The organism is Piscinibacter gummiphilus, from assembly GCF_032681285.1.
GTDB lineage: Bacteria > Pseudomonadota > Gammaproteobacteria > Burkholderiales > Burkholderiaceae_C > Rhizobacter > Rhizobacter gummiphilus_A.
Genome location: NZ_CP136336.1, coordinates 4,569,120 through 4,583,097, shown reverse-complemented (window position 1 = coordinate 4,583,097; position 13,978 = coordinate 4,569,120). Strand labels below are relative to the sequence as shown.

15 protein-coding genes and 1 tRNA gene are annotated in these 13,978 nt (G+C 61.2%); 6 read left to right on the top strand and 10 right to left on the bottom strand.

The annotated features are described in order from the left end of the window. Positions 1-35: 35 nt before the first annotated feature. Positions 36-326 (bottom strand): co-chaperone GroES, encoded by a 291-nt coding sequence (gene groES, locus RXV79_RS21585; RefSeq protein WP_009856121.1) that lies wholly within the window; start codon positions 324-326, stop codon positions 36-38. 1,196 nt (positions 327-1,522) lie between these two features. On the opposite strand from groES, the gene RXV79_RS21580 reads away from it, so the two are divergent. After that, positions 1,523-2,302 (top strand): reverse transcriptase domain-containing protein, encoded by a 780-nt coding sequence (locus RXV79_RS21580; RefSeq protein ID WP_316700151.1) that lies wholly within the window; start codon positions 1,523-1,525, stop codon positions 2,300-2,302. A gap of 8 nt (positions 2,303-2,310) precedes the next feature. Next, complete coding sequence (locus tag RXV79_RS21575; RefSeq protein ID WP_316700150.1) at positions 2,311-2,538, top strand: hypothetical protein; 228 nt, start codon at positions 2,311-2,313, stop codon at positions 2,536-2,538. A 294-nt stretch (positions 2,539-2,832) separates the two neighbouring features. Here the strand turns inward: RXV79_RS21575 and RXV79_RS21570 are convergent, their stop codons facing one another. The 9 genes from RXV79_RS21570 to ispB form a co-directional block, all read right to left on the bottom strand. Continuing rightward, complete coding sequence (locus tag RXV79_RS21570; protein ID WP_316700149.1) at positions 2,833-3,504, bottom strand: hypothetical protein; 672 nt, start codon at positions 3,502-3,504, stop codon at positions 2,833-2,835. A 490-nt stretch (positions 3,505-3,994) separates the two neighbouring features. After that, a complete protein-coding gene (locus RXV79_RS21565; RefSeq protein WP_316700148.1) occupies positions 3,995-4,219 on the bottom strand; it encodes a DNA gyrase inhibitor YacG in 225 nt (74 codons plus the stop codon). Positions 4,220-4,227: 8 nt separating this feature from the next. Further along, positions 4,228-4,983: a cell division protein ZapD gene (gene zapD, locus RXV79_RS21560; protein ID WP_316700147.1), complete on the bottom strand. Its 756-nt coding sequence runs from the start codon at positions 4,981-4,983 to the stop codon at positions 4,228-4,230. Beyond that, complete coding sequence (coaE, locus tag RXV79_RS21555; protein WP_316700146.1) at positions 4,980-5,624, bottom strand: dephospho-CoA kinase; 645 nt, start codon at positions 5,622-5,624, stop codon at positions 4,980-4,982. Before coaE ends, zapD begins: the two co-directional genes overlap by 4 nt. A gap of 28 nt (positions 5,625-5,652) precedes the next feature. Then, entirely contained in the window at positions 5,653-6,585 is a 933-nt protein-coding gene (locus tag RXV79_RS21550) for a prepilin peptidase (RefSeq protein ID WP_316700145.1), read from the bottom strand. 4 nt (positions 6,586-6,589) lie between these two features. After that, the gene (locus RXV79_RS21545; protein WP_316700144.1) at positions 6,590-7,816 is read right to left on the bottom strand and encodes a type II secretion system F family protein; all 1,227 of its coding nucleotides are present in this window, start codon (positions 7,814-7,816) and stop codon (positions 6,590-6,592) included. Between the two features lie 73 nt (positions 7,817-7,889). Further along, positions 7,890-9,611 (bottom strand): type IV-A pilus assembly ATPase PilB, encoded by a 1,722-nt coding sequence (gene pilB / locus RXV79_RS21540; RefSeq protein WP_316700143.1) that lies wholly within the window; start codon positions 9,609-9,611, stop codon positions 7,890-7,892. Positions 9,612-9,763: 152 nt separating this feature from the next. Continuing rightward, positions 9,764-9,840: transfer RNA gene (locus RXV79_RS21535), tRNA-Pro, on the bottom strand. A 39-nt stretch (positions 9,841-9,879) separates the two neighbouring features. After that, a complete protein-coding gene (gene ispB, locus RXV79_RS21530; RefSeq protein ID WP_316700142.1) occupies positions 9,880-10,821 on the bottom strand; it encodes an octaprenyl diphosphate synthase in 942 nt (313 codons plus the stop codon). Positions 10,822-11,068: 247 nt separating this feature from the next. On the opposite strand from ispB, the gene rplU reads away from it, so the two are divergent. The 4 genes from rplU (at position 11,069) to proB (ending at position 13,978) form a co-directional block, all read left to right on the top strand. After that, on the top strand, positions 11,069-11,380 hold the full coding sequence (gene rplU / locus RXV79_RS21525) for a 50S ribosomal protein L21 (RefSeq protein WP_296727604.1): 312 nt from the start codon (positions 11,069-11,071) through the stop codon (positions 11,378-11,380). A gap of 13 nt (positions 11,381-11,393) precedes the next feature. Beyond that, the gene (rpmA, locus tag RXV79_RS21520) at positions 11,394-11,654 is read left to right on the top strand and encodes a 50S ribosomal protein L27 (protein ID WP_201811306.1); all 261 of its coding nucleotides are present in this window, start codon (positions 11,394-11,396) and stop codon (positions 11,652-11,654) included. Between the two features lie 129 nt (positions 11,655-11,783). Beyond that, positions 11,784-12,863: an Obg family GTPase CgtA gene (cgtA, locus tag RXV79_RS21515; protein WP_316700141.1), complete on the top strand. Its 1,080-nt coding sequence runs from the start codon at positions 11,784-11,786 to the stop codon at positions 12,861-12,863. Then, positions 12,860-13,978, top strand: a complete 1,119-nt coding sequence (gene proB, locus RXV79_RS21510; protein WP_316700140.1) for a glutamate 5-kinase — start codon at positions 12,860-12,862, stop codon at positions 13,976-13,978. Before cgtA ends, proB begins: the two co-directional genes overlap by 4 nt.

Below are 13,978 nucleotides of genomic sequence, written 5' to 3'. Positions count from 1 at the left end.
GAATTCAGTTGATTGGAAGGTGCAGGGAGAAGTGATTACTTCTCGACCACGGCGAAGAGGTCTTCTTCGCGCATCACCAGGAGCTCATCGCCGTCGACCTTGACGGTCTGGCCGCTGTACTTGCCGAACAGGACGCGGTCGCCCACCTTGATGTTCAGGGCCACGAAGTCGCCCTTGTCGTTGCGCTTGCCGGGGCCGACAGCCAGCACTTCACCCTGGTCGGGTTTCTCGGCGGCGTTGTCGGGGATCACGATGCCCGAGGCGGTCTTGGTTTCGTTTTCCAGGCGCTTGACGATCACGCGATCGTGCAACGGACGAAGTTTCATAGCATCTCCTTGAGGACTCAAAGCCGAGTTCTGAATGGGATGAGCACGCAAGTTTGTGCTCATGTACTTTGCTGAAAGCCATGCCGCAAACCGGGCTGGCAATCTGGTTAGCACTCAGCGCCGCCGAGTGCTAGCAGCGGAATTATAGGGGTGCGCGGAGCGCTTTCAAGAGGGTGGCGCCGCTGTCGGAGTTCGTTGACTCTCGAATTTTCGCCACTGACTTCTGAACTCGCCTAACTACAGCGTTGAGACTGGGCGTTGCTGGTGTTGCCTTCGGGTTACCCGAGGAATACGATACTGTACATTTAAACAGTATCGACGGTGGTCATGAACGACGTTCACTTGCCACTTTGTTCGCCTTGCGTAGCCGTCTCGGCAAGCCGCTTCAGCATGGGAACGAAGCGCGGCGTCCAAGTACGCGTGAGTCGCCGTGGAGTCTCGTCCGCACAGATGAGCGTGCTGGCAAGTGTGTGTACCTGAGTCAATGCGTTCTGTGTGCCAAGAGGCTCGGCGACGCACCCGCCGTCAACATTCTCGAACTCAGGAACGTGTCGGAGGTGGTGTCGCTCCAGCTAGGCCACGGGCGCGCCCTGCTGGCAGCGCTCTACTGCAATGGCGCGGTCATCAATGGGCAGGCTCGCCCCATCTCGGCGGTTCGACAGATCGAAGCCCTGGGGCTGCTACGGAATGGCCGCGCTGCGCCACTCGCCGACTGGTGGCGAGAAAGGCATCACCGGGAGTCTTGGGGGGATGGCGAGGCGCTTTGAAGTCCAGCGGCGCCTCGCCAAGCAGGCTAGAGCTGCTGCCAGTGCGCGCGATCTCTTCGCAGGCGGCGGAAATGTCGGCCATGCGGCGCGTCGATGCGTTGGCGCCGCCGCCACCACCGCGCCACGGAACATGTCGATCGGTTGGAGGTCGAGTGATACAGTGACAGCGCTCTGGCAATAGGCGGCTTGCACGTCTACTCCGTCACTCTGTCACTCTGTGATTTAGCTAACCTATTGTTCGCAATATGTTGGCCATGCTGTTTTGGTAAAAGGTTCCATGCGCATCGCGCTAGGCAAGCCAGAGCGAGTAATACGGAGGGTATTTGATGAACAAGTTTCGCAACTACCGCCTAGTTCTCGCGTGCATTAACTTCGTGAGCGCAGCAATGCGCCTCGTAGCTGCACTCGTGAACATGGCTTCTAACTATCATGGTCGCCCCGCCGTCTTGGTCTAACCGCTTTGAACTCAAAGCGGGCAGATGGGTCTTTGAGCCGACGACCGAAGCCCGAGCCAAGGGCCTTCTGATAAAGGCGGCAATCCAAGAGGTATGGAAGCCGCCAAAGTTTTTCTACCACCTGCGATCAGGCGGGCATGTCGCAGCACTTCGGGCTCACCTTGACGCCACCGTCTTTGCACGAGTCGATATTGAAGATTTTTTCGGCAGTGTGAATCGTTCGCGGGTGACGAGAAGCCTGAAGTCCCGGTTTAGCTATTTGCGAGCGCGTGAGATGGCCCGAGACAGCGTGGTTAACCATCCGACTGCCATTCCACAGCGATTCATCTTGCCCTACGGCTTTGTGCAGTCGCCTCTTCTTGCTTCGCTTGCGCTCTTTGATAGCGCGCTCGGAACTCTGCTCTGTCGCTTTGCAAAGACGTCTGGCCTGAATGTCAGCGTGTATGTTGACGACATCATTATTTCGGGCACAGATGCGCTGCTTCTTCAGGACTGCCTCGCGCAAGTTGAGGTGACTGCCGCCAAATCAGGATTCTCATTGAACGCTGCGAAGACCATGGGACCTTCGGCGAGCATTACCGCTTTCAACATCGACCTCGCTCATTCCGACATGCAGGTTGAATCAGCCCGGTATAACGAATTCGTTGAAGCGTTCGCTGCAACAAGCAATCCTGCTCAACAGGCCGGGATTGCTTGGTACGTTCATTCCGTGAATACGAACCAGGCGAAGGCATTTCTTGAAGCGCTTCCATAGAAATTTGGATGGAAACACACGACTTCCCGAAGGACACCATCTGGCGCGACTTGTCCAATGAGGTTGCTGGCGCTGAAGAGCAGGTCAACGCCGTCGTTGCGGCGGTCAAGCTTTATGGGTACAGCGACGGTCGACGTGCCGCCTTAGAAGACGCGGAGGATAGGCTTCGCGATGCCGAGGAAAAGCTCGCCGAACGAGAGGCGACTATCTCGCACAAGGATTGGGCAACGTGGTGACTGGCCGTGGATCCTGCGGGTGGAGTTGCTCAACGCAGCAAGATTTCAGGGACTACGGCTTCAGTCGCATTAAGTTCAGAGGTGAGCGGCGCTGCATCAGGCGCCAACCGGTATGACGAGCCAAAGCCTCTCCTCGAGCCAGCATGTGGAGAGCTCGATGCTCACCGAGGCCTTTGCAGTCGTGAATCAGAAAGCGGTGCTACGCCGTTCGCCGACTGGTGGCAAGAAAGATGTGGCGCCCACTCGGCCGGAAATGATGAGGCGCCACGATTGCGCGTGGCGCCGCTAGTCCGGCTAGAGCTGCTGCCAGTGCGCAGCAATCTCTTCGCAGGCGGCGGCAATGTCAGCCATACGCCGCGTCGATGCGTTGGGCGCCGCCACCACCGCGCCCCGGAACACGTCGATCGACAGGCAGTGGCTGGGCATCGGCTTGTGGTTCCGCGGGCCATGAAGGGTCAACCACTGGTGCAGCAGGGTAGCGACATACTCACCGCCCTTTTGCTCAAGTGCGAGGTCGGCGGACTTGGGGTAGTGGAACTTGAGCGCCCCGACGCAGGGAACGCCCCGATGCTCGAATCGCAGCAGGAAATGGGGGGCGACCGAAATGTTCAGGCCCTTGATCTGCAGCTGGGGCGGGTGTTCTTGCCCCGGGGTGTACGCAATACCGTCCTTGGGCAGCTTGTGCGCCAAGCCGAGGATGGCTTCAAGGGCTTCGGCCGTTCTGCGCCGGTCGTCTATGGCCCAGGTGGTCCCACTGGTGTCCGACTTCAACCGGACAACCGCGCGGTCCAGCTCGGTCTGATCGCCGCCGCCGGCGAAGAAAGCGGCCAGCGGCTCGTCTGCCAGGCGATAAAGGGGCACCACGGCCTGGCTGGGTTGTTTTTGGTCGAGGATGATTCGGCGGCGCCGAGTCGGGCTGGTCGTGACGAGGTATTCGCCCAGCTTGTTGGCGGAAATGCGTGGCATAGCAACAGTCTTAGCCTTTCGGGAAAGCTAGAAGACTCTGTTTGCCCAGCCGCTGCATATAATTCCAAGGCTTGACTCGGAGGTCTGCAAAGGCCCCATCCCCTAGAGCCGAATGGTTCTGGGCGCAACACGCCAAGGTTCCAGCCTTGGCGTTTTGCGTTGGGCGAGCCATTCTACTGAGACCGATCCGAGGTCTTTGTGGACAAGCATGGCGAAATTCAGTGGACAACCTGTTTCTATCCCCCTCAATTCCCCACCTAAGTTCGCTTCAGCAGCCAGGAATAGATTTTTCCGGATTGGCTGCGTAAAAAGTAGCCGCTGTGGGCGGTGACGTCCTGTGACGCATCGAGTTCGAAACGAAGCGGCGCAGAATGCCTTGAATTCGAGAGTAAGCGGCACCGGCGTTCGGGGCGCCAAGGCAGCGGACACGCTAAGTGGTTGCGGCCCCTTGGCTGCGAATTCAGGAGCTAGCGGCTATCTACAGCCGCCTTCAGTGGGCGTCGTCTGACGCGTCGCCCGCCGATTCACCGGGCGCGGGCGGCTTGGCGGGCACGCGGTAGCTTTCGCTGGCCCAGGCGCCGAAGTCGACGTTCTTGCAGCGTTCGCTGCAAAACGGCCTGAAGGCGTTCTCGGGGGCATAGACGCTTTCGCCCCCGCAGGTGGGGCAGGTGACGATGCGGCGTTTCGCCGGCGGGGGCGTCGGGGTGGAACTCATCTCGAACCTCAGGAGCAGAGTGTGAGTTCGAAACTGGTGTCGACGCCCGCGGGCTTCAAGCGGCCTTCGGCGTCCTGCCGCATGAGGCGCACGAGCACCATCAGGCGATGGCCGCTGATCTCCGGGATCAGCTGGGCCGCCGGGTCGATGCGCAGGCGCAGCAAGTTGAACACGCGGCCCGCGGGGAGGCTTTGCTGAAACTGGCCGCCCTGGGTGACGACTTTGTGCGGCGTGCCCGCGTCGCGCAGCAGGCTCAGCAGGACCTTCAACGCCTCTGCAAGTGGCATGAGCGTCGTGACCCACTGCTTGAGGTCGGCACGGCGCCGGGCCGGTTCCTGCTGCTGCCATGCGTAGTAGGCGGGCAGGTCGAACTCGCAAGTTCCGCCAGGGATGCTGATGCGACTGCGCACGCTCATCAGCCATTCGTTGCTGGTCAGCGCGTGGCCAGCCTTGCCGGGGAGCTGATTGAGGCCGTTGAAGGCGTGGTCGATGGTCGCAATGACCTTGTCGAGGCGATCATCGGAGATCGACGGGTTCCCGCGGAAGCTGTTGAGCTGGCTCTTCTGCCGTTCGAGGTCTTTCAGCAGATCGGACTTGAGGTCGGCACGCGAGGCGACGTCCATGATCTCGAAGAGCGTGGCCAGCGCGTAGTGGTGATCGACGGTCTCGTCACGCGGCATCAGGCGGCCCAGGCGGTCGAACAGGTGTTCGAGCCGCAGCATGGTGCGGATGCTTTCGTTGAAGGGGTACTCGTAGAGGATCAAGTTGGACGCGCTCCGCTCGACCCGCGGGATTGTTCCACAGGGCTCCACTGCGCCAGCAGCAAGTCCACTTGCGCCGCAAGTTCGTCGAGGGTGAGGCCGTCGTTGTGAATGACCGCATCGGCGCAGGCTCGGCGCCGTTCACGGCTGGCCTGCTGGGAGATGACCGCGAGCACCGCGTCGCGTGACCAGCCGGAGCGGTTCATCACGCGGGTGACCTGCGTTTCGATGGCGCAGTCAACGACCAGCACACGGTCGACACGGGTGCGCCAGTGTGATGACTCGACCAGGAGGGGGACGTCGAAAACGGTGGTCTTCCCTGCTGCGGCCAGAGCCTGGCGATTGCATTCGAGGCCGATCATCGGGTGCAGGATCGCTTCGAGGCGACCCTTCGCTTGTGCATCGGTGAAGACCAGTTCACGCATGCGCGCGCGGTCGAGGGCGCCGGAAGCATCGATGGCGCTGTCGCCGAATTCGGCGCGAATGGCCTCGATGGCGGCGCCACCGGGTGAGGCGAGCGACCGGGCGATGGCGTCGGTGTCGATCAACACCGCGCCGCGTGCAACGAGGGCCCGGGCGACGGTGCTCTTGCCGCTGCCGATGCCGCCTGTCAGGCCGATGTGCAAGCCACGCCGGGTGTGCATCTCACGTGCCTGCCGGTGAGCGGTGCCCTCAGGCCCAGCCCAGCCACCCGAGCACCCGCTGCGGGCCGGCCAGCATCACCGCGATGCCGCCGCCTGCTAGAAAGGGCCCGAACGGCACGTAGCGCCCCTCGCGCAGGCCGCTTGAGAGCTTCATGCCGATGCCGACGATGGCGCCGATGACCGAAGCGCTGAGCACGATCGGCAGGATCATCTGCCAACCCAGCCATGCACCCAGGGCCGCGAGCAGCTTGAAATCCCCGTAGCCCATGCCCTCCTTGCCGGTGGTGAGCTTGAAGAGCCAGTAGACGGACCACAGCGAGAGGTAGCCTGCGATGGCACCCCACACGGCGTGCGGCAGCGGGACGGTCAACCCAAGCAGGCTGCACAGCAACCCGGCCCACAACAGAGGGTAGGTGAGGACGTCGGGCAGCAGCGTCGTGTCCCAGTCGATGCCGGACAAGGCGACGAGAACCGCCACAGCGGCGCACCACGCGAGCGCCGTGAGCGTCGGGCCGAATCGCCAGGCGACCGCCGCGAAGAGCGCTGCGGTGAGGCATTCGACGAAGGGGTAGCGTGGGGAGATGCTTGTCTTGCAGGCGGCGCAGCGGCCTTTCAAGACGAGGTAGCTCAGCACCGGAAGGTTCTCGTACCAGGCGATCTGGTGGCCGCATGCCGGGCAGCGTGAGCGAGGGTGGGTCAGCTTGAGGGCCGGCTGTGCTGCCAATGCCTCGGTAAGCGATTTCCCGAAATGCTCCTTTTCGGATGGAGCCTTCGCGCCAAAGACTCGCTGATAGGCCTCCGGATCAGTGAGCTGGTCGGCGATGTCGCGCCACCAGCTTCGATCCAGCATGATCGGCAGCCGGTGGATGACGACGTTCAGAAAGCTGCCGATGCACAGGCCCAGGAGCCCGAGCACCCATGGCGAAAGGATGAGTCCAGCGTCGAAAGCAGGGGCGGTCACGCCGTCAGACCACTGCACCGAGCTTGAAGATGGGCAGGTACATGGACACCACGATCCCGCCAATTAAAGCGCCCAGGATGACGATGATGAAGGGCTCCATCAGCGACGACAGACCTTTGACGGCCTCATCGACTTCATCCTCGTAGAACTCTGCGGCCTTGCCCAGCATGGCATCCAGCGAACCGGATTCCTCGCCAATTGCGCACATCTGGATCACCATGGTGGGGAACACGCCAGTGGTTTGCATCGATGCCGTCAGGCTGGCGCCGGTGGACACGTCCTTTTGGATCTGGTCAGTCGCATCCTTGAAGACGGCGTTGCCGGAAGCGCCTCCAACGGAATCCAGCGCCTCCACCAGTGGAACGCCGGCCGCGAACATCGTGGAGAGCGTTCGGGTCCAACGGGCCACCGAGGATTTGTTGACCAAGTCGCCGAACACCGGGACCTTCAGCAGAAGACGATCCATGGTGCGCTGCATCTTCTCAGAACGTTTCCAGGACTCGAGGAAGAAGTAGATGCCACCGCCCAGGAAACCGAAGATGGCCCACCAGTACTTGGTAAATATTTCCGACATGCCGATCACGAACAGCGTTGGAGCTGGCAGATCTGCGCCGAAAGACTTGAAGACGTCCTTGAACACGGGAATCACGAACAGCATGATGATCGCCAGCACGACGAAGGCCACGACCATCACGGCCACCGGATAGATCAAGGCGGACTTGATCTTGTTCTTGATGGCCATCGTCTTCTCTTGATAGATGGCCAAGCGATCCAGCAGCGTGTCGAGAATACCGCCAGCTTCGCCAGCCTCGACGAGGTTGCAGTACAGCGCGTCGAAGTACAGCGGATGCTTGCGGAACGCCGACGACAGGCTCGTGCCGGTCTCGACATCGCTGCGGATGTCGATGAGCAGCTTGGTCAACTTCGCGTTGGTGCTGCCCCGTGCGACGATGTCGAAGGCCTGCAGGAGCGGTACACCCGCACGCATCATGGTCGACAGCTGGCGCGTGAAGATGGCGATGTCCTTCTGCTTGATCGCCTTGCCGCCGGTCGTGCGGCGCTTCTTGACCTTGGTGATCAGGATTCCCTGGCGGCGCAGGCTTGCGCTGACCATCGCCTCACCGCCCGCGCGGATCTCACCACGGACCACCTTGCCGTTCTTGTCCTTGCCTTCCCATTCGAAGACAAATTCCTTGACGTTGCGTGCCGCGGTTGCTGCTGCAGTTGCCATGGTTCTTGCGAGGAGACTTCAGTCCTCGTCCCTTTGAAAAGTGATCGGTTGCCGAAAGCGTGACGCGTGCGGCTTATTCGTTGGTCACTGAGATGACCTCTTCGAGTGTCGTGAAGCCTGCGCGCACCTTGACCAGCCCGGACTGTCGCAGATCGCGAACGCCGTCACTCGCAGCTTGTTGCGCAATGTCCATCGCAGTTCCTTCTGACAGGATGATGCGCTGAATTTCTTCACTGACCGGCATCACTTGGTAAATGCCGACCCGACCCTTGTAGCCGTTGCTACAGGCTGAACACCCGACCGCGCGATAGGGTCGCCAGCTGCCATCCAACGCATCTTCCGTGTAGCCCGCTTTGAGCAACGCTTCGCGAGGGTATTCGGCCGGTGCCTTGCACGCCTCGCACAGGCGCCTGGCCAGGCGCTGCGCTGTGATCAGAAGCACGCTGGATGCAATGTTGAACGGTGCCACGCCCATGTTCAGCAAGCGGGTCAGGGTCGTCGGAGCGTCGTTGGTATGCAACGTCGACATCACCATGTGTCCAGTTTGTGCCGCCTTGATCGCGATGTCGGCGGTCTCAAGGTCACGAATTTCGCCGACCATGATGATGTCCGGATCCTGGCGCAAAAAGGACTTCAAGGCAGCCGAGAAGGTCAAACCGGCCTTGTCGTTGACGTTCACCTGGTTAATACCAGGCAGGTTGATTTCCGCCGGATCTTCGACCGTCGAAATGTTGACACCAGGCTGGTTGAGGATGTTGAGGCAGGTATAGAGCGAAACGGTCTTGCCGCTGCCGGTCGGGCCCGTCACGAGAATCATGCCGTAGGGCCGTGAAATGCACGCCAGCAGCCGCTCTTTCTCGATCTTTTCGTAACCCAGCGCTTCGATGCCAAGTTTCGCGCTCGACGGATCCAGGATACGGATGACGATCTTCTCGCCAAAGAGGGTGGGCAGGGTGCTGACGCGGAAGTCGATCGCCTTGTTGCCGAACTTCAGCTTCATGCGCCCGTCTTGAGGGACGCGTTTCTCCGCAATGTCGAGCCTCGAGATCACTTTGATGCGTGAGGCCAACTTGTCCTTGATGGCGATCGGTGGCTGGGTGATCTCGCGCAGTTCACCGTCAATACGAAAGCGAACGCGATAGTGATACTCGTAGGGCTCGAAATGCAGGTCGGACGCGCGGGCATTGATCGCATCGATCAGCATCTTCTGCAGGAAGCGCACGACAGGTGCATCTTCGACGTCCGCCGTGACCTCTTGGGTTTCGGTGCTCGCGGTGACGTCGTCATCGGATACGTCGAACTCGAAATCCCCGCCGACGATGTTATCGAGGGACTCGGTGGCACTGACCCCTGCGCCCTCCAGGATCTTCGAAAGTTTGTCGTGCTCGACGATGACCCACTCAGGGGACAGTTGAGTGGCGAACTTGATGCGTTCGCCGGCTTCCTGATCCGTCGGGTCGGCACCGCCGATGAAGAGGCGGTTGCCGCGCTTTCCCAGAACCACGATCTGGTACTGCGCAGCCAACTTCGCATCGATGATCGCGCGTGGAAGGCGCTGCGGATCGACCGCATTGAGGTCCAGCAGCGGCAGGGCCAGAGCACTGGAAAGGGTATGCGCAAGCTCAGCCGGGGTCAGCGCGCCCGCAGCCAGGACTGCCGACAAAAAGCTGGACTTCTTCTCCTTGGACGACTTGACGAGGTCTTCTGCGGCCTTGGCATTCAGCTTGCCCGCATGCACAAGCACCCGCGCGACACCAGACAGTGCGGATTGAGGAGCTTCGGCAAGGGTATCCACAAGTAGAGGTGTGCGTTACGTCACGATGGCAACATCAATTGATGATCGCCGATCTACCTGGGGCTGTAAACCTGAGTGCTACGAAGCTGCGGCAAGAAGTCACGAGTCGCTGCGATGAGCGCTGCAACAATTTGCTTCCGAGCCGTGAGATCTGGTCGGGGTGAGAGGATTCGAACCTCCGGCCTCTACGTCCCGAACGTAGCGCTCTACCAGGCTAAGCTACACCCCGAAGAAAGGGCCTCGAGAAGGCCCACTTGGTTCGGTCGGATCAAGACGAACGCTCAACCGACCGAGCACAAAATTCTAGCAGAGCTTCTCGGTAGTTCGTCTTGGGCAGTGACGACAAGTTGAGGCGCGCCTTCTCTGCTTCTGAACGTGCGGCGTCCCGCGTCGCGTCGAGCGCTCCTGTTGCGCGAACGATTGCCACGATCTGTGGCAAACGGCTTACCTCTCCTTGCTCGATTGCATGGCGGATAAGGAGTCGGTCTGTGTCAGAAGCCCGTTCCATGGCAATCAACAACGGGAGAGTCGGCTTGCCCTCGCGCAGATCGTCGCCGACGTTTTTGCCAAGTTCGCTGGTGGAGCCCTCGTAGTCGAGCAGATCGTCGACCAGTTGGAATGCGGTGCCGAGATGGCGCCCATATGCGGCACAAGCTTCTTCGGTTGTGGGATCTGCGTCGGCGAGAACGGCGCCGAGCCGCGCACTGGCCTCAAACAACTTGGCCGTCTTGAAGCGAATGACCTTGAGGTAGTCGTCCACCGCAAGATCCGGGTCGTGCATGTTCATCAGTTGCAGGACTTCCCCTTCTGCAATGATATTGGTGGCATCCGCCAGGACGTCCAGCACGCGCAGACGATCGACCGACACCATCATCTGGAACGCCCTCGAATAGAGGAAGTCACCCACCAAAACGCTGGCAGAGTTGCCGAACAGCGCATTGGCGGTTGCGCGCCCCCGGCGCAGCGCGGATTCGTCGACCACGTCGTCATGCAACAAGGTTGCCGTGTGGATGAACTCGACCACGGCGGCCAGTTCAAACCGCTCCCTCCCGCAGAATCCCAGTGCGTTGGCGAAGAGCAACACCAACATGGGGCGGATGCGCTTGCCTCCCGCGCTGATGATGTAGTGAGAGATCTGGTTGACGAGCACAACGTCCGAGGCCAGCCGCTGCTGGATGACCTCGTCGACCTCTTTCATCTCGGGCGCCATCAGGCGGATGGGGTCGGTGACCGGAGTCGAAGCGGTTAGAAGATTGGGTTGCACAGCGGCGCTCAGAATGTGCCGCGATTATAGAAAGACCGCTTTGTCGGCCGGCCGCCGGCTTGCGCGTTGCTACTGCCTGCCTTCGATGTCACGCCGAGTCGATGACCGCCCCGGAAAGTGGTACACTAGAAGGCTTCACGTTTTGCGTGAGGTGCCCTGCGTTGTGTGCCGGGCAATTCATGAAAGGGCTGATATGTACGCGGTCATAAAAACCGGCGGCAAACAATACAAGGTTGCTGCGGGCGAAAAGATCAAGGTAGAACAGATTGCTGCGGACGTTGGCCAAGAGATCACGATCGACCAAGTTCTTGCAGTCGGCAGCGGCGCGGATCTGAAGGTCGGGACTCCCTTGGTTTCCGGCGCGAGCGTCAAGGCCACCGTTGTGGCACAAGGCAAACACGACAAGGTGCGCATCTTCAAGATGCGTCGCCGCAAGCACTATCAAAAGCGGCAAGGTCATCGCCAGACCTTCACCGAGCTTGAGATCAGTGCAGTGAACGCCTGAAAGGAGTCGAACCATGGCACAGAAAAAAGGCGGCGGTTCCACCCGGAACGGCCGTGATTCCCAGCCGAAGATGCTCGGCGTCAAGGTGTTTGGGGGCCAAGCGGTTCCGGCCGGCTCGATCATCGTTCGTCAGCGCGGCACCAAGTTCCACGCCGGCGCGAACGTTGGCACCGGCAAGGACCATACGCTTTTCGCGCTGGTCGATGGCGAGGTCAGCTTCGCCGTCAAAGGCCCGCGCAACCGCCAGACGGTGAGCGTGAAAGAGTTGGGCTGAGACCTCTCCGTCAGGCTAGGCTCACATGAGCCCCGGTTCGCCGGGGCTTTTGTTTTTGCGCAACTTTGCGCCCGTCGCAGCGCTCCGTTACCTTCGGTGCCTGTGTAGATAGACCGAGATCGTTCAGTCATGAAATTCGTTGACGAAGCCACCATCGACGTGGCGGCCGGCAATGGCGGCAATGGCTGCATGAGCTTCCGCCGAGAGAAGTTCCTCCCCTTCGGCGGGCCGAATGGCGGTGACGGAGGACGTGGCGGCAGCGTTTTCGCCGTTGGCGATCGCAACCTCAACACGCTGATCGACTTTCGTTACGCGCGTCGTCACGAGGCTCGTAACGGGGAAAACGGTCGAGGATCCGACCAATACGGCGCCGCAGCAGAAGACATCGTGCTGCGCATGCCAATGGGCACCATCATCACCGACCTCGACACGGGGAACGTGATCGCCGAGTTGCTGGTGCCGGACGAAAAGGTCCTGTTGGCCAAAGGCGGCGACGGCGGCTTCGGCAACCTTCATTTCAAGACCAGCACCAACCGCGCCCCGCGACAAAAGACGCCCGGCTGGCCCGGCGAGCATCGCAAGCTCAAGCTCGAGTTGCGGGTGCTGGCGGACGTGGGCCTCTTGGGCATGCCGAACGCCGGCAAGTCGACGCTGATTGCGGCCGTCTCCAACGCGCGGCCCAAGATTGCCGACTACCCGTTCACCACCCTGCATCCCAACCTCGGCGTGGTGCGAGTGGCCGCTGAGCAAAGCTTCGTGGTGGCCGATGTGCCGGGGTTGATCGAAGGAGCGTCGGAAGGTGCGGGTCTTGGCCACCTGTTCCTTCGCCATTTGCAGCGCACGCACCTGCTGCTGCACGTGGTCGACATGGCTCCCTTCGATGACAGCATCGACCCGGTTGCTCAGGCCAAGAGCATCGTGGCCGAACTCAAGAAGTACGACCAAGCGCTCTACGAGAAGCCACGCTGGCTGGTGCTCAACAAGCTCGACATGGTGCCCACCGAAGAGCGCGAGCAGCGGGTCAAGGACTTCGTGAAGCGCTTCAAGTGGAAGGGTCCGGTATTCCAGATCTCTGCCTTGACGCGTGAAGGTTGCGAGCATCTGGTGCAGGCTGTCTATCAGCATGTGTCCAAGCTGAAGAACGTGGTGCCGGACGATCCGGACCCACGTTTCGCCGATCCCACGCGCGACCTCGAGCCATCGCCATGACAGACGCCCTGAAGAACGCCAAGCGCATCGTCATCAAGGTCGGCTCCAGTCTGGTGACCAACGAAGGTCGCGGTCTGGATGCGCAGGCCATCGGCAACTGGTGCCGTCAGATGGCCGCGCTCGCGGCCCAGGGGCGCGAAGTGGTGATGGTGTCCAGCGGTGCGGTCGCCGAAGGCATGAAGCGCCTGGGCTGGTCTGCGCGCCCCAAGGAGATCCACGAGTTGCAGGCGGCGGCGGCCGTTGGGCAGATGGGACTGGCCCAGATCTACGAAACCCAGCTGCGCCACTACGACATGGGCAGTGCGCAGGTGCTGCTCACGCATGCCGACCTCGCCGACCGCGAGCGCTACCTCAATGCACGTTCGACGTTGCTGACGCTGCTGCGCTTGAAGGTCGTGCCGGTCATCAACGAGAACGACACGGTCGTCAACGACGAGATCAAGTTCGGCGACAACGACACCCTGGGCGCACTGGTGGCCAACCTCGTAGAGGCTGATGCACTGATCATCCTCACCGACCAAAAGGGCCTGTATTCGGCCGACCCGCGCAAAGACCCCAACGCGCGCTTCATCCATGAGGCTGAAGCCGGCACGCCGGAGCTTGAGCGAATGGCCGGAGGTGCGGGTTCGAGCATCGGACGCGGTGGCATGATCACCAAGGTGCTCGCCGCCAAACGGGCCGCGAGCAGTGGTGCGTCGACCGTCATCGCATGGGGGCGTGAGCCCGATGTGCTGGTGCGTCTCGCTGCTGGTGAAGCCATTGGCACCGCGCTCACGGCATCAACCGCCAAGCTGGCGGCGCGCAAGCAATGGATGGCCGACCACCTGCAATTCCGCGGTGCTGTCGTGATCGACGATGGTGCGGTCGCCAAGCTGCGCGATGAGGGCAAGAGCCTGTTGCCGATCGGCATGGTCGAGGTGCAGGGTGAGTTCGTGCGGGGCGACGTAATCGCCGTGCGCGACAAGTCGGGAAACGAGGTCGCCCGCGGCTTGGCGAACTACGCCAGCTCAGAAGCCCGCCTGATCGCACGCAAGCCGTCGAGCGAGTTCGAGCGTCTGCTCGGGTTCACCGGCGAACCCGAGATGATCCACCGCGACAACCTGGTCCTGGCCTGA

Excerpts from the sequence above, each read along its gene's own strand:
- rplU (WP_296727604.1), top strand. The coding sequence starts at position 11,069 with ATGTACGCGGTCATAAAAACCGGCGGCAAACAATACAAGGTTGCTGCG.
- ispB (WP_316700142.1), bottom strand. The coding sequence starts at position 10,821 with ATGGCGCCCGAGATGAAAGAGGTCGACGAGGTCATCCAGCAGCGGCTG.
- RXV79_RS21570 (WP_316700149.1), bottom strand. The coding sequence starts at position 3,504 with ATGCCACGCATTTCCGCCAACAAGCTGGGCGAATACCTCGTCACGACC.
- RXV79_RS21545 (WP_316700144.1), bottom strand. The coding sequence starts at position 7,816 with ATGGCAACTGCAGCAGCAACCGCGGCACGCAACGTCAAGGAATTTGTC.
- RXV79_RS21580 (WP_316700151.1), top strand. The coding sequence starts at position 1,523 with ATGGTCGCCCCGCCGTCTTGGTCTAACCGCTTTGAACTCAAAGCGGGC.
- coaE (WP_316700146.1), bottom strand. The coding sequence starts at position 5,624 with ATGCACACCCGGCGTGGCTTGCACATCGGCCTGACAGGCGGCATCGGC.
- RXV79_RS21575 (WP_316700150.1), top strand. The coding sequence starts at position 2,311 with ATGGAAACACACGACTTCCCGAAGGACACCATCTGGCGCGACTTGTCC.
- groES (WP_009856121.1), bottom strand. The coding sequence starts at position 326 with ATGAAACTTCGTCCGTTGCACGATCGCGTGATCGTCAAGCGCCTGGAA.
- RXV79_RS21565 (WP_316700148.1), bottom strand. The coding sequence starts at position 4,219 with ATGAGTTCCACCCCGACGCCCCCGCCGGCGAAACGCCGCATCGTCACC.
- cgtA (WP_316700141.1), top strand. The coding sequence starts at position 11,784 with ATGAAATTCGTTGACGAAGCCACCATCGACGTGGCGGCCGGCAATGGC.
- proB (WP_316700140.1), top strand. The coding sequence starts at position 12,860 with ATGACAGACGCCCTGAAGAACGCCAAGCGCATCGTCATCAAGGTCGGC.
- rpmA (WP_201811306.1), top strand. The coding sequence starts at position 11,394 with ATGGCACAGAAAAAAGGCGGCGGTTCCACCCGGAACGGCCGTGATTCC.